Annotated in this window: 18 protein-coding genes; 3 read left to right on the top strand and 15 right to left on the bottom strand. The window is 64.8% G+C overall.

Going from position 1 to position 21,633, the window contains the following annotated elements:
• Window positions 1-54: 54 nt before the first annotated feature.
• The 5 genes from AC1RDJ_RS12755 to AC1RDJ_RS12735 all read right to left on the bottom strand — a co-directional run bounded on the left by AC1RDJ_RS12755 (window position 55) and on the right by AC1RDJ_RS12735 (window position 8,815).
• Window positions 55-4,254, bottom strand: a complete 4,200-nt coding sequence (locus tag AC1RDJ_RS12755; RefSeq protein ID WP_493027622.1) for a hybrid sensor histidine kinase/response regulator — start codon at window positions 4,252-4,254, stop codon at window positions 55-57.
• Between the two features lie 104 nt (window positions 4,255-4,358).
• Window positions 4,359-5,528 carry a patatin-like phospholipase family protein gene (locus AC1RDJ_RS12750; RefSeq protein WP_071324861.1) on the bottom strand — a complete coding sequence of 390 codons (1,170 nt, stop codon included), beginning with the start codon at window positions 5,526-5,528 and terminating at the stop codon, window positions 4,359-4,361.
• 50 nt (window positions 5,529-5,578) lie between these two features.
• The gene (ggt, locus tag AC1RDJ_RS12745) at window positions 5,579-7,363 is read right to left on the bottom strand and encodes a gamma-glutamyltransferase (protein WP_493027621.1); all 1,785 of its coding nucleotides are present in this window, start codon (window positions 7,361-7,363) and stop codon (window positions 5,579-5,581) included.
• Window positions 7,364-7,457: 94 nt separating this feature from the next.
• Window positions 7,458-8,216 carry a 3-hydroxyacyl-CoA dehydrogenase gene (locus AC1RDJ_RS12740; RefSeq protein ID WP_071324863.1) on the bottom strand — a complete coding sequence of 253 codons (759 nt, stop codon included), beginning with the start codon at window positions 8,214-8,216 and terminating at the stop codon, window positions 7,458-7,460.
• A gap of 152 nt (window positions 8,217-8,368) precedes the next feature.
• The gene (locus tag AC1RDJ_RS12735) at window positions 8,369-8,815 is read right to left on the bottom strand and encodes a hypothetical protein (protein WP_156894920.1); all 447 of its coding nucleotides are present in this window, start codon (window positions 8,813-8,815) and stop codon (window positions 8,369-8,371) included.
• Between the two features lie 307 nt (window positions 8,816-9,122).
• Between AC1RDJ_RS12735 and AC1RDJ_RS12730 the strand changes: the two genes are divergently transcribed.
• Window positions 9,123-11,186, top strand: coding sequence for a TonB-dependent receptor domain-containing protein (locus AC1RDJ_RS12730; RefSeq protein WP_071324864.1), 2,064 nt, complete (start codon window positions 9,123-9,125; stop codon window positions 11,184-11,186).
• A gap of 134 nt (window positions 11,187-11,320) precedes the next feature.
• Here AC1RDJ_RS12730 and AC1RDJ_RS12725 read toward each other — a convergent pair whose 3' ends face one another.
• The 10 genes from AC1RDJ_RS12725 to AC1RDJ_RS12680 all read right to left on the bottom strand — a co-directional run bounded on the left by AC1RDJ_RS12725 (window position 11,321) and on the right by AC1RDJ_RS12680 (window position 19,769).
• The gene (locus tag AC1RDJ_RS12725; protein ID WP_071324865.1) at window positions 11,321-11,821 is read right to left on the bottom strand and encodes a glycine zipper family protein; all 501 of its coding nucleotides are present in this window, start codon (window positions 11,819-11,821) and stop codon (window positions 11,321-11,323) included.
• Window positions 11,822-11,832: 11 nt separating this feature from the next.
• Window positions 11,833-12,273, bottom strand: coding sequence for a hypothetical protein (locus AC1RDJ_RS12720; protein WP_493027620.1), 441 nt, complete (start codon window positions 12,271-12,273; stop codon window positions 11,833-11,835).
• 190 nt (window positions 12,274-12,463) lie between these two features.
• Window positions 12,464-14,587 (bottom strand): sodium-translocating pyrophosphatase, encoded by a 2,124-nt coding sequence (locus AC1RDJ_RS12715; protein ID WP_493027619.1) that lies wholly within the window; start codon window positions 14,585-14,587, stop codon window positions 12,464-12,466.
• A 196-nt stretch (window positions 14,588-14,783) separates the two neighbouring features.
• Window positions 14,784-15,440, bottom strand: a complete 657-nt coding sequence (gene adk, locus AC1RDJ_RS12710; RefSeq protein WP_071078917.1) for an adenylate kinase — start codon at window positions 15,438-15,440, stop codon at window positions 14,784-14,786.
• A 308-nt stretch (window positions 15,441-15,748) separates the two neighbouring features.
• Window positions 15,749-16,507, bottom strand: a complete 759-nt coding sequence (gene kdsB / locus AC1RDJ_RS12705; protein WP_289888626.1) for a 3-deoxy-manno-octulosonate cytidylyltransferase — start codon at window positions 16,505-16,507, stop codon at window positions 15,749-15,751.
• Between the two features lie 2 nt (window positions 16,508-16,509).
• Window positions 16,510-16,686 (bottom strand): Trm112 family protein, encoded by a 177-nt coding sequence (locus tag AC1RDJ_RS12700; protein ID WP_010395789.1) that lies wholly within the window; start codon window positions 16,684-16,686, stop codon window positions 16,510-16,512.
• Window positions 16,667-17,722, bottom strand: coding sequence for a tetraacyldisaccharide 4'-kinase (gene lpxK, locus AC1RDJ_RS12695; RefSeq protein ID WP_493027618.1), 1,056 nt, complete (start codon window positions 17,720-17,722; stop codon window positions 16,667-16,669). The genes AC1RDJ_RS12700 and lpxK overlap by 20 nt, the downstream gene beginning before the upstream one ends.
• Before the next feature lie 126 nt (window positions 17,723-17,848).
• Window positions 17,849-18,292: an ExbD/TolR family protein gene (locus AC1RDJ_RS12690; protein WP_071324870.1), complete on the bottom strand. Its 444-nt coding sequence runs from the start codon at window positions 18,290-18,292 to the stop codon at window positions 17,849-17,851.
• Window positions 18,289-18,894 (bottom strand): MotA/TolQ/ExbB proton channel family protein, encoded by a 606-nt coding sequence (locus AC1RDJ_RS12685; RefSeq protein WP_071324871.1) that lies wholly within the window; start codon window positions 18,892-18,894, stop codon window positions 18,289-18,291. Before AC1RDJ_RS12685 ends, AC1RDJ_RS12690 begins: the two co-directional genes overlap by 4 nt.
• Window positions 18,895-19,472: 578 nt before the next feature.
• Window positions 19,473-19,769: a hypothetical protein gene (locus AC1RDJ_RS12680; protein WP_493027617.1), complete on the bottom strand. Its 297-nt coding sequence runs from the start codon at window positions 19,767-19,769 to the stop codon at window positions 19,473-19,475.
• 26 nt (window positions 19,770-19,795) lie between these two features.
• Between AC1RDJ_RS12680 and AC1RDJ_RS12675 the strand changes: the two genes are divergently transcribed.
• Both AC1RDJ_RS12675 and xseA read left to right on the top strand, forming a co-directional pair.
• Complete coding sequence (locus AC1RDJ_RS12675) at window positions 19,796-19,939, top strand: hypothetical protein (protein WP_493027616.1); 144 nt, start codon at window positions 19,796-19,798, stop codon at window positions 19,937-19,939.
• Window positions 19,940-20,266: 327 nt separating this feature from the next.
• Window positions 20,267-21,628 (top strand): exodeoxyribonuclease VII large subunit, encoded by a 1,362-nt coding sequence (gene xseA / locus AC1RDJ_RS12670; RefSeq protein WP_071324872.1) that lies wholly within the window; start codon window positions 20,267-20,269, stop codon window positions 21,626-21,628.
• Window positions 21,629-21,633: the final 5 nt, after the last annotated feature.

The raw sequence follows: 21,633 nt of genomic DNA, 5'->3' as shown, positions 1-21,633 counted from the left end.
TGCCGCATATTCTACCGAGTTTCCGGCCGATTCCGATTGCCGATCTTGTATATTTTACATTTCCCTGTCCAAAACGGCGATTTGCGTCAGCAGTGCGTGCAGGCGCGGCAAATGCAGGGCCACCTGTTGCCAGCGGCCGCCGTCGGCCGCCTCCTCCAGTTCCGTGCACAGCATGTGCAGCGCCGTTTCATCGAGATACGCGGCGCTGCCCTTCAAGCCGTGCAGCAGGCGCCCCGCGCCCTCCTTGTCGCGCGCGGCCAGAGCCACGTCGAGTTCGTGCAACCGCCCCTCCAGGTCGGCGACAAAGGCGGTGCGGATGCGGCGCTGCAGCTCGCCGCCGCGGCTGGCCTGGGCCGGCAGCGCCGTGCCGGCGGCCGGTGCGACGCCGAACAGCGCATCGAGTTCGGCCTGGCCGCGCTGTACGCCGCGCGGCGCGGCGCCCGGCATGCGCGGCAGCATGAAGCCGCGCTGCAGCTGGCGCTCGATGGCGCGCGCCAGCAAGGCATGCAGCGCCGCCTCGTCGACTGGCTTGCTGAGGAAATCGTCCATGCCCACGCCCAGGTAGCGGCTGCGGTCCTCCTCGCTGGCATTCGCCGTCAGGGCCACGATCATCAATTCCTGGTCGCGCACCGGCTGCTCGGGCCAGCCGCCGACGCGGATCAAGCGCGTCGCCGTGGCGCCATCCATCTCCGGCATGCGCCCGTCCATCAGCACCAGGTCATAGCGCGTATGCACGCAGGCGGCCACCGCCAGCACGCCATTGGCCACCACGTCGACGCGGTGGCCCAGCTCCTCGAGCATGACGCGGATGATGATCTGGTTGGTCGGGAAGTCTTCCGCGCACAGCACGCGCAGCTGGTGGCTGTGCGGCGCCAGCGCCACCTGCGGCACCAGCGGCGGCGCCACGCCATCGGCCAGCGGCAGCGTAAACGTGAAGATGCTGCCCTGCCCCGGCGTGCTGGCCACCTCGATCTCGCCTTGCATCAGCTCGACCAGCTGGCGGCAGATCGCCAGGCCCAGGCCCGTGCCGCCATAGCGCCGCGTGGTGCTGGCATCGGCCTGCTCGAACTTCTGGAACAGGCGCGCCATCGCTTCGGCGTCGATGCCGATGCCGCTGTCGCTGACGGTGAAGCGAATCAGGTTGACCTGGCGCCCGCCACGCATGCCGGCTACCCCGGCCCGCTCGACGTACACGCTGACGCCGCCGCGCTGGGTAAATTTGAAGGCATTGCCGACCAGGTTGACGAGCACCTGGCGCAGGCGCGTCGGGTCGCCCACCACGAATGGCGGCAGGTCGGGCGCGAAGTCGATGGAAAAGCCGATGCTGCGCGCGGCCGCCTGTTCCTCGAACAGGCTGACCACGTTCTCGATCGCCGCGCCGAGCGCGAAATCGATGTTTTCAATACTCAGCTTGCCCGCCTCGATCTTGGAAAAGTCGAGCAGGTCGTTGATGATCACCAGCAGCGACTGCGCATTGGCCTGGCCGCGCAGGATCTGCTCGCGCGTCGCATCGTGCAACTGCTCATCGCGCAGGGCAAAGCCCAGCATGCCGATCACGCCGGCCAGCGGCGTGCGCATCTCGTGGCTCATATTGGCGAGGAATTCCGATTTCTGGCGCGTCGCATCCTCGGCCTTGCGCTTGGCCTGGCGCAGGCTTTCCTCGTTTTTCTTCAGGCTGCTGTTGACCTGCGCCAGCTTGTCCGACTGCGCCAGCACCTCGATTTCCTTGCTCTGCAGCTCGGCGTTCTTCTGGTACACCTCGGCCGTGCGCTCGCTGACCTGCTTTTCCAGTTCGTTCTGCTGGCGCCGCACCGTGCGCATGCGCTGGCGGTAGGCGCCATACACGGCGCCCAGCAGCAACAGCGCCATCAGGGTGCGGAACCACCAGGTTTTCCAGAACGGCGGCAGGATCGTGATGGCCAGGGTGGCGCCGCTCTCGTTCCACACGCCGTCCTTGTTGGCCGCCTTGACGCGGAAGACATAATTGCCGGGATCGAGGTTGGTGTAGGTGGCGAAGCGCCGGCCCGCATTCGTCATGACCCAGTCCTGGTCGAAGCCTTCGAGCCGGTAAGCGAACACATTGCGCTGCGGCGCGGCGAAATGCAGCGCCGCGAATTCCAGGGAAAACACGCTCTCGCGGCTGGTCAGGCTCAGGGTGCGCGTATGGTCGATGGCCGTGGCGAGCACCCGCGCGAATTCGCCGCGGCCGATGGCCACCGGCTTGTTGAAGATCTGCAGCTCGGTGATGGCCACCAGCGGCGGCACGCGGTTGTCATGGATGTCGCGCGGCGAGAAGGCCGTCATGCCGTTGAAGCCGCCGAAATACATGGTGCCGTCGGCCGCGCGCAGCGCCGCGCCGTCGAAGTACGAGCCTTCCACCGTGCCGTCGGCGCTGTCGTAGTTGCGGAACAAGCCGCTGCGCATGTCGAGCCGGGTGATGCCGCTGTTGGTGCTGAGCCACAGCTGCTCGTTGTCGTCGCCCAGGATGCTGGCGACGGCATCGTCGGCCATACCGTCCTTGCGCAGGAAGCGGCGGAAGCGGATCTCGCCCTTCGCATCGACGTCCATGCGGTTCAGGCCATTGGCCGTGCCCACCCACAGCACGCCGCGCTTGTCCTCGTGCAGGAAATGCACTTCATCGTGACTGAGGCTGTGCGGGTTTTGCGGGTCGTGGCGGAAGTGGCGGAAATGGCCAGTGGCGCGGTCGAACAGGTCGATGCCATGGAAGGTGCCTATCCACAGCTGGCCCTTGCTGTCTTCCAGCACCGGGCGCACCATGTTGTCGGACAGGCTGTTCGGGTCGGCGGGATCGTGGCGGTAGGTGGTGAATTGCTTGCTGACGGGGTCGAACAGGTGCACGCCGCCGCGCGACGACACCCACAGCTTGCCGCTGCGCTCGCCCGCGATATTGCGGATCGTGTCGCTGTTCGGATCGCCGACGGCAAAGCGCGTGGTGGAAAAGCGCCGCGTAAGCGGGTCGAAGCGGTGCAAGCCCGTGCGCCCGCCCACCCACAGCACGCCGTCGGGCGCCAGGTACAGCGACGAGACCTGCTCGTCGCGCGCCATGCCGGGCGTGGCGCGGATGTCGAACAGCTGCGCCGTGCCATCGCGCGTGTCGTACAGCTTCAAGCCGCTGCTGGTGGCCAGCCACAGCTTGCCGCCGCCCGCATCGGCCAGGGCCCGCACTTTCTTGTCGGCCAGCGCGCCCACGTCGCCGGGCGCGCGCACCATGCGCGAAAAGCCGCCGCTGCCCAGGTCGACCCTGCTCACGCCGTTGTACCAGGAACCGACCCAGAAGGTGCCGGCGCGGTCGCGGTACAGCGACGACAGCTGGTTGTCGGCGACGCTGAACTTGTCGCCCGTCTGGTGGCGGTACTGCAGGAAGGTGTCGCTCTCGGGCAGCCAGCGGAACAGGCCATCGGCATTACTGCCGACCCAGACCGTGGCGTCGATATCCTGGTACAGGCTGGCGACGCGGATGGCGGAAAAGCCATTTTTCTCGCCGAGACGCACGCGCGACTGCGGCGCCTGGCCGGCCGCCCCCAGGCGCCAGCGTTCGGCGCCGGCCATGGTGCCGATCCACAGGTTTTGCTGGCGGTCGATCAGCAGCGACTGGATGACGTTGTACTTCGAGCCGGGCGTCGTGTCGACGGCAAAGTGTTCGAAGCGCTCGCTGCCCGGCGCCAGCATGTCCAGCCCCGTGACGGTGCCTATCCACAGGCGCTTTTGCGCGTCCAGCGCCAGCGTCTTGATCTCGTTGTCGCCCAGGCTGTGCGGGTTGTCCTCTTCATGGTGCCAGCTGCGGAAGGCGCCCGTGGCATGGTCGAAATGCTGCAAGCCGTCCGAGGTGGCGATCCAGAAGCCGCGCGCGCCATCGTCGAGGATGGCGTGGATATGCCGGTTGCCGTTGCCGCGCTTGCTTTTTTCCTTGGGCAGGTAGTGGATGAAGGTCTGGCTGGCCGAATCGAAACGGTCGAGGCCATTGTCCGTGCCCACCCATAGCTGGCCCTGGCTATCGACGTGCAGCACGCCGACCCAGTTGTCGGCCAGGCTGGTGCTGTCACCCTCGATATTCTTGTAGACGACGACGCGATAGCCGTCAAAGCGGCTCAGGCCGGACTGGCTGCCGAACCACATATAGCCTTGCCGGTCCTGGGCGATGGCCAGCACGGATTCCTGCGCCAGGCCATGTTCGACGCTGAGCTGGTCGAAACGCAAGGTGCGCGCGGGCGCCGCCCCGGCCCAGCCACTCAATAGTAGACTGAATAACAACACCACATCGCAAACACGTCGAAATACCAGCACAGTCGTCCTGTCAAAAAAACGCGAAAAACCCGCACGCCGCTCCAAGGGCCGTCTCAGGAACCAAAGAACGCCAGGACATCATCCTTGCGGGCTTGCGTATCGCGCTGTCCAAGACGGATCAGCTCGTTAGTATACGTCGATTCGAACAATAAATACGAAGCCAGCGCCGCGCCGCGGGCTTCGGCCGCGCCAATTCCCGACAACATGGTGCGTATCGGCCGCGGCAGACTGCCGATATGCCGGCTGGCGATGGCGTCGAGCCGCTCGGACGGCGCGATGACCAGCAACTCCACGGGCCGCAGCGCCGTCTTGCCCAGCAATTCGGGCGGCAGCATCGACAGGGTCAGGTTGATGCGGTTCAGGCGTTCGATATCCACGGCCAGGCCGTCGAGGAAGATCGACGACAGCGCATGGCCGGCGATCTGCGCCAGGCTCGGGTAGCGCGCCGATTCGGCCGCGCCGGGCGCCGGTTCCGTCATGCGCCCGGCACCCACCACCAGCACCTTGTTCGCGCCCAGGTGGATGGCCGGCGAAATCGGCGCCAGTTGGCGCATCGAACCGTCGCCGCAGTATTCGCGCTGGCCGCCCACGTACAGGGGCACGGCGGGGAAGATGAAGGGAATCGCGGCCGAAGCGAGCAGATGCTCGACGCCGATCTGGTCCGGCAGGGCCAGGCGCTGCGTGCGCACCCACGGCGCGATCTCGGCGGCCGTCTGGTAAAACGTCATGTGCCGGCTGCCCGAATACGACGACGCCGTCACGGCCAGCGCATGCAGCAGGCCGTCGGCCAGCGCCGCGTCCAGGCGCGGCAAGTCCAGCATGCGGTGCAGCAGGCTCACCAGGGGCGTATTGTCGAGGAGGGAATTGGGCGGCGACGCGTGCCACTGGCGCAACAGCCAGCCGAACGACAGCAGCGACAGCCAGCGCGCGCCCGAGCGGATCACGCCCAGCGAATCGGCGCGGTAGACTTGCTCGACCTCGATATGCTGCCACACGTCGAGCAGCTTTTGCACGCCTTCGCCGAAATTGTCGGCCCGGCACGCCAGCGCCGTGGCGTTGATGGCGCCGGCCGAGGTACCGCAGATGATGTCGAAGGGATTGCGCGCCGGTGCCCAGCCCGCTTCCCAAAGAATCGCCGAGATCGCCTGCAGCACCCCCACCTGGTAGGCGGCACGGGCGCCCCCTCCCGTCAGTATCAAGCCTGTTTTATTTTGCATTCCCATGCCGGCAGATTAGCAGGGTCTTGATGCTTTGTGGAAAAGTTTGGCGGCAATTAATCTCCCCGCACCATGCCTTCGCGGCGCGGATCGGCGCCGCCAAACCAGAAATCCTTGCCATGCGCATGCAGGCGCATGATGCCCTGCAAGCCGGAATTCTGTTCGATCACGCGCACCTCGTGGCCCATCGCCTGCAGCGCCTCGACCTGGGCCGCGGGCGCGCGGCCCTTTTCCAGCTCCGTCGGGCCGTTGCGGCTGCCGAAGTTCGGCAGGCTGATCGCCTGCTGCACGTTCAGGCCCCAGTCCATGGTGCCGACCAGCACCTTGGCGACATAGTTGATGATGGACGAGCCGCCCGGCGACCCCGTGGCCAGCACCAGCTTCTGCGTGCCCTTTTCAAACACCAGGGTGGGCGACATGGCGCTGCGCGGGCGCTTGCCCGGCTCGACGCGGTTGGCGATGGGGCCGTCCGCATCGCGCGAATCGAACGAGAAATCCGTCAGCTGGTTATTCAGCAGGAAGCCGTCGACCATCTGGCGCGAGCCGAACGCGTCTTCCACGCTGGTGGTCATCGACAGGCCGCCGCCGAATTTATCCACCGCCACGAGGTGCGAAGTCGACGGGCGCTGCAGCGCATTGTCCATGCCCCACGCCACCTGCATGCCCGGCGGCGTGCCGGGCAAGGCGCGCCCCATGGATTTTTCGCCGATCAGCGCGGCGCGCTGCGCCAGGTAGCTTTTATCGAGCATGGACGCGATGCCGTTGCCAGGCAGCGGCACGAAATCCGTGTCGGCCACGTAGCGGTTGCGGTCCGCGTAGGCCAGGCGCCCCGCTTCCGAGAATAAATGGATGGCTTGCGCATCGAGCACGCCGTCGACGGGCGGATACGGCCGGATATCCTTCACTTCCAGCATGCCCAGCATCTGCGCGATGGCGATGCCGCCCGACGATGGCGGCGGCATGCCGCACACGGTCCAGGCCTTGTAGTCGCTGCACACAGGCACGCGCACCTTGGCGCGGTAGCCGGCGATGTCCTGCGCCGTCAATTTGCCCGGATTGGTGGGATGGGACGCCACCTTGGCGGCGATGTCGCGCGCGATGCGGCCCTGGTAAAAGGCGTCGGCGCCGCCACGGGCGATGTCGCGCAGGGTGCGCGCCAGCTGCGGGTTTTTCAGCACGTGGCCGACGGGCCAGGGCTGGCCTTGCTTGTCATAGAAATACGCGGCGGCGACCGGGTCGCGCTTCAGGGCCTGGTCCCAGCTCAACAGGCCGTTCAGGCGCTGGCTGACGGGGAAGCCGCCCTGCGCCAGCTTGATGGCGGGACCGAACAGGGTCGCCCACGGCAGCTTGCCGTGCTCCTTGTGCGCCAGTTCCAGCATGCGCAGCACGCCCGGCGCGCCCACGGAACGCCCGCCCACCACCCCGGTGGCGCGCGAGACGGGACTGCCGTCCGCGTTCTGGAACAGGTGCTCGTCGGCGGCGGCGGGCGCCGTTTCGCGGCCGTCGAACGCCTGCACGCCCTTGGCGCTCGAGTACAGCAGGAAGGCGCCGCCGCCGATGCCCGACGATTGCGGCTCGACCAGGGTCAGCACCAGCTGCGTGGCGATGGCCGCGTCGATGGCGCTGCCGCCCTGTTTCAGCATCTGGTAGCCGGCATCGGCCGCCAGCGGGTTGGCGGCGGCCACCATGAATTTCTGTGCCGTCCAGCCCGATTTTTCCGCATACGCGGTGGCGATTTCCGGCGCCTTCTGCGGCACTTCGGCAAGGGCGAAGGTGGCGGGAACGGCGGCCAGGGCCCCCAGCAAGGTCAGGCGCAACGCCAGCGGCTTCAATGTGATCATGGATTCTCCGATAAAAAAAGGGCGCACAGCCGAGCAAGGCTGTACGCCCCATACGGGGGTATCCTACATCAAATGCCCGTCAGGGCGCTGCCCCTTACTTGGGCTGCATGCGGATGGCGCCATCCAAACGAATGGTTTCGCCATTGAGCATGACGTTTTCCACGATGGCCTTGACCAGCTGCGCGTATTCGCCGGGCTTGCCCAGGCGCGATGGGAACGGCACCATCTTGCCCAGCGCATCCTGCACTTCGGCCGGCATGCCCAGCAGCATCGGCGTTTCGAAAATGCCGGGAGCGACCGTCATCACGCGGATGCCGTTGCGCGACAGGTCGCGCGCCATCGGCAGGGTCAGGCCCACCACGGCCGCCTTCGACGAGGCATACGCGGCCTGGCCGATCTGGCCGTCATAGGCCGCCACGGAAGCCGTGTTGATGATGACGCCGCGCTCGCCTTCGGCCGTCGCCTCCTGTTTCGCCATGGCGTCGGCCGCCAGGCGGCACATATTGAAGGTGCCCACCAGGTTGATGTTGACGACCTTCTGGAACAGCGCCAGCGGATGCGGGCCATCCTTGCCCACGGTTTTCACGGCCGGCGCCACGCCGGCGCAGTTGACGAGGCCGCGCAAGGTGCCCAGTTTGGTGGCGGCCGCCACTACGGCCATGCCGTCCTCTTCCGACGTGACGTCGCATTGCACGAACACGCCGTCCAGTTCGGCGGCCAGCGCCTGGCCCGCCTCGGTCTGCACGTCGGCCAGCACGACCTTGCCGCCGGCCGCCGTCAACATGCGCGCCGTGGCCGCGCCCAGGCCCGAAGCGCCGCCCGTGATGATGAATACATTGTCCTGAATTTGCATGAAGTCTCCTGAATGGTGATGGCCGTGTTCCCGGCCCGAATGCGATGTCGCATGATGCCACAGTTACGTTTACGTAAACGTAATGTCGGCGACAATTGTAGCCAATTTCACGGGTCCCCAGCGAAAACTTGCTTCCTCATCTCATGGAATGGTCAGAAACATTGCACGAACGCTCCGTTGCGATGGCAGATGCGGCCGTTGGCGTCGAGCGTCGCATTGCCGGCGCCGTTATAGCGCGCGCCCGAGGCGTCGCGGCAACCGCCAGGGTCGCAGGAACCGATCGGTTGCGGCAGGCTGGGCATGGGCACGGCCGGGCTGGGCGGCAAGGACGGCATGACGACGGCGGGGGGCACGGCGCGCTGCGCCGGCATGCGGCCGATCACCTGCGTCACAGCGCGTCGCGGCTGCACGGGCGGCGCCGGCTGGCACGGTTCGACGGCCAGTTTCGTGCTGTCGCGCGGATCGAGCCGGCACACGGGCAGCGCTTCCGATGGCGCCGGCTCCGCCGCACGGGCGTGACCTGCGGCCAGCAAGGCCGCGCAGGCTGCCAAAGCCAGCATGCCGCAGGCGCTGAAACGGGTGCTGAAAAAGATGCTCATGGCGCCTCCCCAGATACTTGTCCTTCATTATTGTCCCGGGCCGCGCCAGATCCAAACGGCGTAACACTTTTTCACACCGCGGGGCGCGGCAACGCCCTGCCAGCCCGTTTCACAACGCAGGCAAAGAAATGGATACGGCGTTTTATTTCCGGCTAGCACTTTCTTTCTTGCCAGTATGGCACTACAATAAGAACGATTCTTATTCTCATTCATGAAATTCAACCTTATTTTATTGCATTTTTAATCATTTCGCACCCAAGCCACCCGAAAGGCAGCCAGGAAATAACAACATTCGGGAAAGTTCACCATGTCAAACCGCAGTCCAGTCGTCGCCACACCGCTTGCCACCCGCCCTGCCCTCCCACCGTACCGCACCGCCCTGCTCCTGCCCTGCCTGCTGTCGCTGGCCGTCGGCAGCGCCTGGGCCGAAGGCAATGTGGCCGCCGATCCCACCATGAACACGGTGGTCGTCACCGCCTCGGGCACGGCCATCGACATCAAGGATGCGCCGGCCAGCATCAGCGTCATCACGCGCGAGGAAATCGAGCGCCAGCCCGTGTATGACTTGAACACCCTGCTGCGCCGCATCCCCGGCGTGACGGGCGGCACCGGCCCCGAAGGCGAAGCGTCGAAGATCAAGCTGCGCGGCCTGCCCGACAAATACACCTTGATCCTCGTCGACGGCAAGCGCGTGGGCAGCTCGGCCGACACGGCCTACCGTCCCGACCTGGGCCGCCAGGACTTGAACTGGATCTCGCCCGACATGATCGAGCGCATCGAAGTGGTGCGCGGCCCCATGTCCTCGCTGTACGGCTCGGACGCCATGGGCGGCGTGATCAACATCATCACGCGCAAGGTGCCGGGCAAGTGGAACGGTTCGGCCACGGCCAACTACACGCAGCCGCAGGACAGCGGCCGCGGCACGGCGCACCAGCTGGGCGTGAACCTGGCCGGTCCCCTGTCGGAGACGGTCGGCATGCGCCTGGGCGTGGCCCAGAGCCGGCAGAATCCCGACGAGAAAGCGATCGGCAAATCGGGCGGCATCGGCGGCGAACGCAACCAGACTGTCACGGGCCAGCTGAACTGGGCGCTGGGCAAGAAGCAGAATCTGTCGCTGGACGCCAGCTACGGCAGGCAGGAAGCCACCGATTCGACCACCCTCGATGCAGATGGCTACCCGCTGTTCGGCGCCTGGGGCGCGAGCAAGCTGATACGCAAGAGCGTCAGCCTCGGCTACGAAGGCCGCTGGGACTTCGGCAAGACGACGGTCAACCTGTACCACAATGACTTCGACAACGAAGTCGTCGGCACGGTGGCGAAATCCAAAGACAGCACGCTCGATGCCAGCCTGGAAAAACGCGTCGGCTGGGGCGGCATCGAGCAGATGCTGGTGATGGGCGGCCAGTGGAAGCACCAGGAACTGACGAACACGGACACCATCGGCACCGTGCCCACCGATTACCTGGGCAATCCCGTGAGCGGCGCGACCCTGTCCGGCACCACCTCGGCCCTGTTTGCGGAAGATCAGCTGTTCTTGCGCGACAACCTGACGGCCACGGCCGGCCTGCGTCTCGACCACCACAGCAAGTTCGGCAACCACTACAGCCCGCGCCTGTACCTGGTGTACCACCCTGCCCCGGCCTGGACCATCAAGGGCGGCGTCTCGCAAGGCTTCCGTGCCCCGAGCCTGAAGGAAAATTCGCCGGCGGCGGCCACGCAGTCGGGCGGGCGCGGTTGCGGCAGCCTCAAGCCGCTGGGCTACATCACGGGCGGCTGCTACATGGCCGGCAATCCGGACTTGAAGCCGGAAACGAGCACGGCCGGCGAAATCGGCGTGGCGTGGGAACAGAATGGCTGGGATGTGGGCCTGACCTACTTCCACACGGATTTCAAGAACAAGATCGATTACGCGCCGCTGGGCTTTTTCCAGAAGCAGTGGTGGACCAAGATGACGAATATCCAGAAGGCGCGCACCAGTGGCCTGGAAGCGACGGCCACCATCCCGCTGACGAAAAACCTGAACTGGCGTAACAACGTCACCTACATGGCGGAGGCGAAAAACCTGACCACGGGCGCCAACCTGCTGTCCACGCCGAAGCTGTCGTGGTACTCGGCGCTGGGCTGGCAAGTCAACGACCAGCTGTTCGGCGAAGTGTCCGCGCAGTACACGGGCAAGGAACTCGATGCCGGCAAGCTGGCCGACAAGGCCTACACCATCGTCGACACCGTCGTGTCGTACAAGGTCACGCCGCAATGGACCGTGCGTGGCGGCGTGCAAAACCTGTTCAAGAAGGGCCCGATGGCCGATGGCCTGGTCGACTACTATGTGCCGGGACGCCGCATGTTTGTCGGCCTGACGTCGCGCTTCTAAGCACGCCTGTCAAGACCTGCTGCGCGGCGTGATGCGGTCCGCGATGCCCACTGTAGCTCCGTACAGTTGCGCGTCGCAACCGCCTCCCCATTCCGCTCGCTACGGTCGTGCCAGGCGTTGTGCAGCCTGGCAGCCTAATACCGGGGCGGCGGCGTATCGGGCGGCGGCGTGGCGGCATTCGCCGGCACGCCACTCAGCATCTGCCCGGCGACCGGCACCTTGTGGCCGCTCGCGTACATGCATTGCTGATAAGCATTATCGTAGCGGCGCTGCATGCCATGCGATGAATTGTCCGCCGCGCCCGTGCCCGCCAGCGCGCCAAACAGCAAACCCGTGCCGGCACCCACGCCGGCGCCATGCCCGCCATCGATGGCGGCACCGGCCGCCGCACCGAGCACGGTGCCTAGTGCCGCGCTGCGCACGCCGCTGTCGACGCCGGCCTGCTGCGCCGACGCACCGCCCAGCTGCGCCTGCGCATAGCCGCGGCAACTGCCGTCATCGCTGCGGAACTGCTCGAAACTCTTGCCCGTGCCGGGCAAGACCATGGCCGACGGCCCCTCCGGCATCACCGTGCACGCGGCCAGCAAGAGGGGCGCCAGCAAGCCGGCACGCCCCAATAAGGTTCTCGTGTTCATTTCCGTCCCCTTCAGCGCACGCTATCGGGTGGCACGGCACGCCAGGCCGTGCTGCAATTCTTGACGTATGGGTAATACCCTTGCGGCCGCGCGCAGTAATACCACATCTGTGCCGTCGGTACGCCGCCCTGCTCGACATACACGGGCGGCGGCTGCACGACGACCACGCGCCCGTACGGGTAGCCATAGGGATAGCCATACCACGGGTCGCCATACCACCCTGGCCCATAGCCATAGCCATAGCCCCAGCTCGAGCCCAGCCACACGCCCACGTGCGGACGGCCGTGGAAATGGCCGTGGCCAGCGTGAAGACCGCCATGCCCAGCATGGCCGCCGTGACCGCCGTGACCGCCAGGCGCGGCCCAGGCGCCGCCACCCAGCGCCAGCCCCATTACCAGCAGCGCCAGCCGTATGCCGCCTGCCTTGCGATTGCTCTTGTGATTGTTGTCCATGACATCCTCCTGCCATCCAACGCCAACGATGAAGCTCACTCCATTATTGGCAGGCCAGCGGCACAAGCAAAGCAGCCGTAACAATTGCTCACCTTTGATACGCTGAGGATATGGATGGCAGGAAAGTTTCACTGGCGCAAAAGCAAACAGCCCCGCGGCGGGGCCACGGGGCTGTCGAAAGTGTGCCGCCTTACTGCGCCGGCAGCACTGGCGCGGGCGTGGCTGGCGCCAGAATGGGCGGCAGCGGCGCGTGGATCGGCGCCGGCGCGGCCACGGCCAGCCAGCCCGTGGCCGGCAGCAGCGGCACCAGCAGCAGGGCCACGATATTGATGATCTTGATCAAGGGATTGACGGCCGGGCCGGCCGTATCCTTGTACGGGTCACCCACGGTGTCGCCGGTGACGGCCGCCTTGTGGGCGTCGGAACCCTTGCCGCCGAAGTGTCCGTCCTCGATGTATTTCTTCGCATTGTCCCAGGCGCCGCCGCCCGTGGTCATGGAAATGGCCACGAACAGCCCCGTCACGATCGTGCCCATCAGCAGGCCGCCCAGCGCGGCGGGCCCCAGCAGCATGCCGACGACGATGGGCACCACCACCGGCAGCAGGGACGGCACGATCATTTCGCGGATGGCGGACGCCGTCAGCATGTCGACGGCCTTGTCGTATTCGGGGCGCGCCGTGCCTTCCATGATGCCCTTGATGTCGCGGAACTGGCGCCGCACTTCCACCACCACGGCGCCGGCCGCGCGGCCCACGGCTTCCATCGCCATGGCGCCGAACAGGTAGGGTATCAGCCCGCCGATGAAGAGGCCGACGATGACCATCGGGTTCGACAGATCAAAGGTGATGTGCTGGCCCACCGATTCCAGCGCGTGCGTGTAGTCGGCAAACAGCACCAGCGCGGCCAGGCCGGCCGAGCCGATGGCGTAGCCCTTGGTGACGGCCTTGGTGGTGTTGCCGACGGCATCCAGAGGATCGGTGATGGCGCGCACGGAGTCGGGCAGGCCCGACATCTCGGCGATGCCGCCCGCGTTATCCGTGATGGGGCCATACGCGTCGAGGGCGACGATGATGCCGGCCATCGACAGCATGGCCGTGGCGGCAATCGCAATGCCGTACAGGCCGGCCAGCTGGTACGAGACGAGGATGGCGACGCAGACGGCCAGCACCGGATAGGCGGTCGACTTCATCGACACGCCCAGGCCGGCGATGATGTTCGTGCCGTGGCCCGTCGTCGACGCTTCGGCGATGTGGCGCACGGGCTTGAAGTCCGTGCCCGTGTAGTACTCGGTGATGTACACCATCAGGCCCGTGAGGACGATGCCGACGACGGTGGCGCCCAGCATCTTGTAGCGCATGGCGTCGTCGGGCCACAGCAGCCACGTGACGACGGCAAAGCCCACCAGCGACAGGCCGGCTGCCCACCACAGTCCCGTGTACAGGGCCGACATGATTTTCGCGCCCGGCTTGGTCTTCACCATCGAGCAGCCGACGATGGAGGCGAGGATGGAGACGGCACCCAGCAGCAGCGGATAGAGGATGGCCGTGCTGCTGGCCTCGGCCATCAGCAGTGCGCCCAGCAGCATGGTGGCGATCAGGGTCACGACATAGGTTTCGAACAGGTCGGCCGCCATGCCGGCGCAGTCGCCCACGTTGTCGCCCACGTTGTCGGCGATGACGGCCGGGTTGCGCGGGTCGTCCTCGGGAATGCCCGCCTCCACCTTGCCCACCAGGTCCGCACCGACGTCGGCGCCCTTGGTGAAGATGCCGCCGCCGAGCCGCGCGAAGATGGAAATGAGCGAGGCGCCGAAGGCCAGGCCGATCAGGGGCTTGATCAGGTCGTGCTGCGTCAGGCCGGGCGCGCCCGTCGTCACCAGCAGCCAGTAGAACAGGGTCACGCCCAAAAGGCCCAGGCCGACCACCAGCATGCCGGTGATGGCCCCGCCCTTGAACGCCACATTGAGCGCCTGGTTGATGCCCAGGGTGGCCGCCTGCGCCGTGCGCACATTGGCCCGCACGGAGACATTCATGCCGATGAAGCCGCAGGCGCCCGACAGCACGGCGCCGATCAGGAAGCCCAGCGCCGTATGCAGGCCAAGCAGCGCATAGATGGCGATCAGGAGCACCACGCCGACGATGGCGATGGTGCGGTACTGGCGCGCCAGGTAGGCGGCCGCGCCCTGCTGGATGGCCAGGGCGATTTCCTGCATGCGCGCGTTGCCGGGATCCTGGCGCAGGATCCAGCTACGCGACACCAAACCATAAATGACTGCGACCACGCCGCAGGCTACCGCAAACCACAAGCTGGCTGCCATATCGTCCCCTTCTGTTTTTATCCGACGTTATTACCGACAGCTGCAGACCGCACCGGGTAGGCACGCGCAGCCAGGAAAACACGACCTGCAAAAAACTTCTACCGCTAAATAGAAACCAGAAACGAAACGAAATGGCGCCGCGGGTGAAAAGCGGGCACAAAAAAAGCGGACACTCAGGTCCGCTTTTCAAAATTGCTTATTCCGCCAGGGCGGCAAATGCGCTGTCGCGGATTTGCTCGACCGGACCGACGCCGGCGATGCGGCGGTATTTCGGTGCGCCTGGCAGGCCGGACTTGGCCCAGTCATTGTAGTAGCCGAGCAGGACCTTGGTCTGGTTGTGGTACACGTCCAGGCGCTTCTTGACCGTTTCGGCCTTGTCGTCGTCGCGCTGGATCAGCGGCTCGCCGGTGATGTCATCGACGCCGTCGACCTTGGGCGGGTTGAACTTGACGTGATAGACGCGGCCCGAACCCGGGTGGCTGCGGCGGCCGTCCATGCGCTCGATGATCGAAGCGTCAGGCACGTCGATTTCCAGCACGTAGTCGACATTGATGCCGGCGTCCTTCATGGCGTCCGCTTGCGCGATGGTGCGCGGGAAGCCGTCGAACAGGTAGCCATTGGCGCAATCGGCTTCCTGCAGGCGGTTCTTGACCAGGCCGATCATGATGTCGTCCGACACGAGGCCGCCCGCATCCATGACTTTTTTCGCTGCCAGGCCCAGTTCCGTGCCTTCCTTGATCGCCGCGCGCAGCATGTCGCCCGTGGAGATTTGTGGAATATTGTATTTTTCTTTGATGAAGTTAGCTTGGGTGCCCTTGCCGGCACCGGGTGCTCCTAAAAGTATCAGACGCATTGAAAGTTCCTAAAAAACAGATTTTGGATGGTGGTATGTGTAATTTTTTTTAGATGGTGTTGCTATGGCTATCTTTCCCTACGAAACTTACCACAAAAAATCCCCGGAACGCCAGTTTGCTGTCGAATTGCTATGTCCTGATTGATCAAAGCCAGCAATTAGCGAAGCAGGTGTTTCAAAATGTGGTTTTTTATGGCAGGCCCCGCATAAAATTTTTCCGGCACGGGCACGGCGCCTGAAAAACCTTCAGGGCGAAGCGTCCCGCCGCATGCACGGCGCGGCGGGGCAACACCGCCATGGACGTTTTCTCAGGTAGCGTGGCGGTAATGCGCCTGCACTCTGGCCAGATCTTCCGGCGTGTCGACGCCGGCGGCCGGAGCGGAGTCCGTCACGTGCACGGCGATGGCATAGCCATGCCACAGCACGCGCAGCTGCTCCAGCGCCTCGATCGCTTCCAGCGGCGAGGCGGACAGGCCGGGGTACGTCTGCAGGAATGCATTGCTGTACGCGTACAGGCCGATATGGCGCAGCGGCACATAGCCGGCCGGCAGGCGGTCTTTCGACTGCGCGTAGCCGTCGCGGTGCCAGGGAATCGTCGCGCGCGAAAAATACAGCGCGCGGCCATGCTTGTCCAGCACCACCTTCACCACGTTCGGATTGAACGCGTCGGCCACCTCGTGCAGCGGATGGGCGCACGTGGCCATCGGCACGGCAGCGCTGATCTGCGCGGCGCAGGCGGCCAGCAAGGCCGGGTCGATCAGCGGTTCGTCGCCCTGCAGGTTGACAACGACGGCATCCAGCGGCAAACCGAGCGTGCGCGCCACTTCGGCGATGCGGTCCGTGCCCGACGGATGGTCGGCGCGCGTCATGCACACTTCCACGCCATGCGCGGCGCAGGCGTCGCGGATGGTGTCATGGTCGGTGGCGACGATGACGCGCGCGGCGCCCGACAAGGCGGCCTGCTCGGCCACGCGCACCACCATGGGCTTGCCGCCCAGGTCGGCCAGCGGCTTGTTGGGCAGGCGCGTCGAGGCCAGGCGGGCCGGGATGATGACGATGAACGCCATCGTTATTCCACTGCGTCTTGCAGGGTGCGCGCTTCGTCCGCCCACATGATGGGGATGCCATCGCGGATAGGATAGGCCAGGCGGTCGGCGCGGCAAATCAGTTCCTGCGCCTTCTTATCGTGTTCAAGCGGGCCCTTGCAAACAGGGCAGACCAGGATATCAAGCAGTCGAGCGTCCACGACATTTCTCCACAATTTGTTGGGCCAGCGCGCTATCGATGCGCGCACTGACCGGGACAACCCACAGTCTCGGGTCGTCTTTGAGATGTTCAATTTGCGCACATTTTACTGCATCCTTCTCGGTGATCAAGATCACGTCCGTGTCGAGGGCGGCAAATGGCTGGTCGAGGAAATCGTGATGGTCGGGCAAGGGCAGTTCCGCAAAGCGCAATCCCTGCGCGCGCAGCATGCTGAAAAAGCGCTGCGGATTGCCGATACCGGCCGCCGCCACGATGCGCTGGCCGCTGGCCGCCAGCTCGCCAAGCGCCATGCGCTCGCTGCGGTCGAGCAGGCGCTCGGCGACGCCACCTGCCAGCAGCATCTGCACCACCAGGGAACCGTTGGGCGCCACCTGCGCCACCAGCGCCGCTGGCAGCTCGGGCGCGTTGATCACCGTCACGTCGCGGCGGCGGCGCGGCGATTCGCGCAAGGGCCCCGCCGGCAGCAGCCAGCCATTGCCGGCGCCGCGGCCGTCGAACAGCACGATTTCCACGTCGCGCCGCAAGGCATAATGCTGCAAGCCGTCGTCCGTCACCAGCACGTCGACTTCCGGGTGCGCGGCCAGCAGCGCCCTGCCCGCTTGCGCGCGGTCGCGCCCCACCATCACGGGGCAGCCGCCGCGCTGGAAGATCAGCAGCGGCTCGTCGCCCACCTGCTGCGGCGTGGAGGTCGCCGTGACGGCGCGCGGCAGGCGGTCAGCGCTGCCATGGCCGCGCGAAATGACGCCCGGATGCAGGCCCGCCTCGCGCAAGGCTTGCACCAGCCAGATCGTCAGCGGCGTCTTGCCGGTGCCGCCTATGAAAATATTGCCAACGACGACGACGGGCACCGGCAGGCGCTGGGATTTCAGGATGCCGGCCCGGTACAGGGCGCGCCTGACGCTGCTCAAGGCGCCGAACAGCAGCGACACGGGCCACAGCGCGCACGCCAGCGGGCCGCGCGTCAGCCAGGCGCGGGTGAGAGTGGTTTCAAGCTTGGCGGGGGAGGATGTGGGCATGGGGAAAAACGTAAAAGTGATGTAGGTCGGATTAGCGGCGCCGCCCAGGCGCAGCGTAATCCGACATGCTCGGCTATTGGCTTTGTCGGCTTACGCCGTGCCGGCTAAGCCGACCTACGGTCTAACTTACTTGCTGCCGCCGGCCTGCGCCGCAAACGTCAGCTTTTCATAGCCGGCCAGGCGCGCCGCTTCCATGACGTGGATGACCATCTGGTGCATCGCGAACTGGTCGGCATTGACCACCACCACGGGCGTCTGCGCCGGCGCCTTGCCGCCGTTGGCCGCCTTCGCCGCATCCTGCAAGGCGTCGGCCAGGCCGGCCACGTCGCGGAACGAGACGGGTTCGCGGTTGACCGTGTAATTGCCCTTGGCGTCGATGGTGACGTCGATCTGCTGCGGCTTGTCCCTGGCTTGCTCGGCGTCGGCCGTCGGCAAGGTGATCTGCAGCTCCGTGAATTTGCTGTAGGTGGTGCTGACCATGAGGAAGATCAGGATCACCAGCAGCACGTCGATGAACGGGATCAGGTTGATTTCGGGGTCTTCACGCCCCTTGCCTTTGCGGAAGTTCATTTGCGGCCACTGTGGACGATATCGACGAACTTGACCGCTTGCTGCTCCATGTCAATGACGAAGCTGTCGACGAGGGCGCGGAAATGGCGGTAGAAGACCAGGGTCGGCATGGCGATGGCCAGGCCGAAACCCGTGTTGTACAGGGCCACCGAGATGCCGTGCGCCAGCTGGGCCGGGTTCGAGCCGCTGGCGTTCTGCGAGCCGAAGATCTCGATCATGCCCACCACCGTGCCAAACAGGCCCATCAGCGGGGCCAGGGTGGCGATGGTGCCCAGCGTCGTCAGGTAGCGTTCGAGCACGTGGGCCACGCCGCTGCCGGCCTCCTCGATCGACTCCTTCATCACGTCGCGCGGCGCGTCGACGTTGCGCAGGGCGGCGGCCAGCACCACGCCCAGCGGCGAATTGTCTTCCAGCTTGGCCACCGTATCCGGCGTGATCTTGCCATTGCGATACACCTGCACCACTTCATCGAACAGCTTGCGGGGCAGTATCTTGCCGCGCCGCAAATACAGCAGGCGCTCGACGATCAAGGCCATGGCCACGATGGAAGCGATCAGTAACAGCCAGATGGGCCAGCCAGCGGCCTGGAAGATAGCGAGCAAAAGAAACTCCTGTTAGTTAGGCATAGTCGTGAGTGGCAGGCGCTCGGGCGCCGGCAAACAGCCTGTATTGTATTGCACCGGCCGTCCACGCAGCATATGCGCGGGCGAAGGAATGGCGCAATGTAGCGCGTTGCCGCGCCGGCGGCAAGGGGCGCCTGCGCGGCAACGGCACTCGCGCTTGTCCACAGCGGGTGGCAGCGTGCTTGCGGCAGCACAGTTTTGCACACAATCTGTGGACAAGATTGTGAGCAAGCATGAAGTACAGCATGTAAGTCATTGATTTACATGAAGATTATCAGGCTGCGCAAAATACAGGCATAGCAGCTAAGCGGGCATAGTCAATGTCAGATAATCAAGAATCGAAAAGTTCTGCACATTTACTGTGGACAAGATTGTGCGCAAAGCCAAGGAAAACATATAAGACATTGATTTAAAAGGATATTATTTCAATGAGTAAAAATGTGGCAGGCGGTGCACGATGCTGGCCCCACAGGTAGGAAAAGTTCTGCACATAATCTGTGGACAAGATTGTGCGCAAGCGCAAGGATAGACGCTAAGTACATTGATTTATATCGTTTTTATCTCCCTGCATAAAAATGTGGCAAGGAAGAAAAAGGGCGTTTTTTCCAGCCTGAATCGGGCAAAAAACAGCCGTTTTCCACCGCCGTCGCAGTTCCGCACATAAAGTGTGGATAAGATTGTGAGCAAGCGGATTGACTCCATGCAAGACCCTTGATTTTAAACGGATTTTTTTCAATGCTCAAAAATAAGGCAGCCATGGAGCATGGCGCGGCGGTGGAAAACCCCGCAATGGCGCGAAACGATTTAGCCAGTTTTACACACATTCTGTGGATAAGATTGTGAGCAAGGCGCACACCTCCATCCTAGCCCCTTGATTTATATGGATATTTTTATTCTGCGTAAAAATAAGGCAAGCCTTGCAATATGGCTGGCGGTGGATAATCCGGACGGCGCGCCCGAGTTCTGCACATTTTTTGTGGATAAGATTGTGCGCAAGGCCATGCATGGCATACTAAGCGCTTGATTCCTATAGACTTTATTTTCATGCGTAAAAATGTGGCAGGGCATTTTTCTGGCACATTTCACGCATATGTCCGTGCAGTCCTGCCTCAGTTGTCCAGGTCAAAAAGTTCCGCACACTTTCTGTGGATAACTTTGTGCGTAAGTGGCACGGGCATTACTGATGTGCTTGATATTAAAGGTTTTTTTCCCTGTGCACGTAAATCAGGCATGCGGGAATTCATCATGAAATCAATTACTTAGAAATAGAACTTGTTGTTTTGCACGATATATGACATAAGCATGACCTCGCCGATAATATGTGGACAGCTTCCCTCTCTCACCCTGCCTGATGATGAACGACACTCCGACCGACAGCGGCTTTGCCGCCCCGCCCGTGCTGACCGTCAGCGCCCTGAACCAGGCCGTCGCGCGCCTGCTCGAGCGCTCGTTTCCCCTGACCTGGATCGCCGGCGAGATTTCGAACTTCACGCGCGCCGCTTCTGGCCACTGGTATTTCACGCTGAAGGACGATGGCGCGCAGGTGCGCGCCGTGATGTTCCGCGGCCGCGCCCAGTTTGCCGGCTTCACGCCGCGCGAAGGCGACAAGGTCGAGGTGCGCGCCCTGGTCACCCTGTACGGCGCGCGCGGCGATTACCAGATCAATGTGGAAGCCATCCGCCGCGCCGGCGTGGGCGCCCTGTATGAAGCATTCCAGCGCCTGAAGGAAAAGCTGGCGGCGCAGGGCCTGTTCGACCCCGAACGCAAGCGCGCCATTCCCATGTTCGCGCGCACGATCGGCATCGTCACCAGCCCGCAGGCGGCCGCCCTGCGCGACGTGCTGATCGCGCTCAAGCGCCGCGCGCCGCACGTCAACATCGTTCTGTACCCCACGCCCGTACAGGGCCAGCAGGCGCCGGAAAAGATCGCGCTGGCCATCCGCACGGCATCGGCAAGGGCCGAGTGCGACGTGCTGCTGGTATGCCGTGGCGGCGGCAGCATCGAGGATTTGTGGTCGTTCAACGATGAAGGCGTGGCCCATGCGATCGCCGACTGTTCCATGCCCGTGATCAGCGGCGTGGGTCACGAGACGGATTTCACCATCGCCGACTTCGCGGCCGACCTGCGCGCGGCCACGCCGACGGCGGCGGCCGAACTGGCGGCCACGCCGCGCGCCGACTGGCTGGCATCGTTGCGTGCCGACGCCACCGACCTGCGGCGCGCCATGCGCCGCAGCCTCGACGACGCGGCGCAGACGCTGGACCGCCACAGCCGCCGCCTGCTCAACCCGACAGCCCAGTTGCGCCAGCAACGCTTGCAGCTGCTGGCCCTGTCGACGGCCATGACGCATGCCGCGCGCGCGCCCGTGAACCAGGCGCAGTACGCGCTCGAACGCCTGCGCAGCCGCTGGACGGCCTTGCGCCCCGACGTCGGCGTGCCGCGCGCGCGCCTGCTCGAAGCGCAGCGCCGCGGCGGCGCAGCCATGGCGCAGCAGGTGAGCCGGCAGCGCCACCGCCTCGATGGCCTGGCGGCGCAGCTGGAGCTATTGAACCCGCAGCGCACGCTGGAACGCGGCTACGCCATCCTGCGCGACGAAAAAGGCGCCATCGTGCGCTCGCCGGCGCAACTGCAGGCGCGCCAGAACGTCAACGTGCGCCTGGCCGACGGCAGCGCGCAGATCGGCATCGCCAGCGTACAGGCGACGTTGGAGTAAAAAAG

This window comes from Janthinobacterium sp. GW822-FHT07H10, assembly GCF_058798675.1.
Note: the sequence above shows the minus strand (reverse complement) of the source record. Positions and strands in the feature narration are given on the sequence as shown.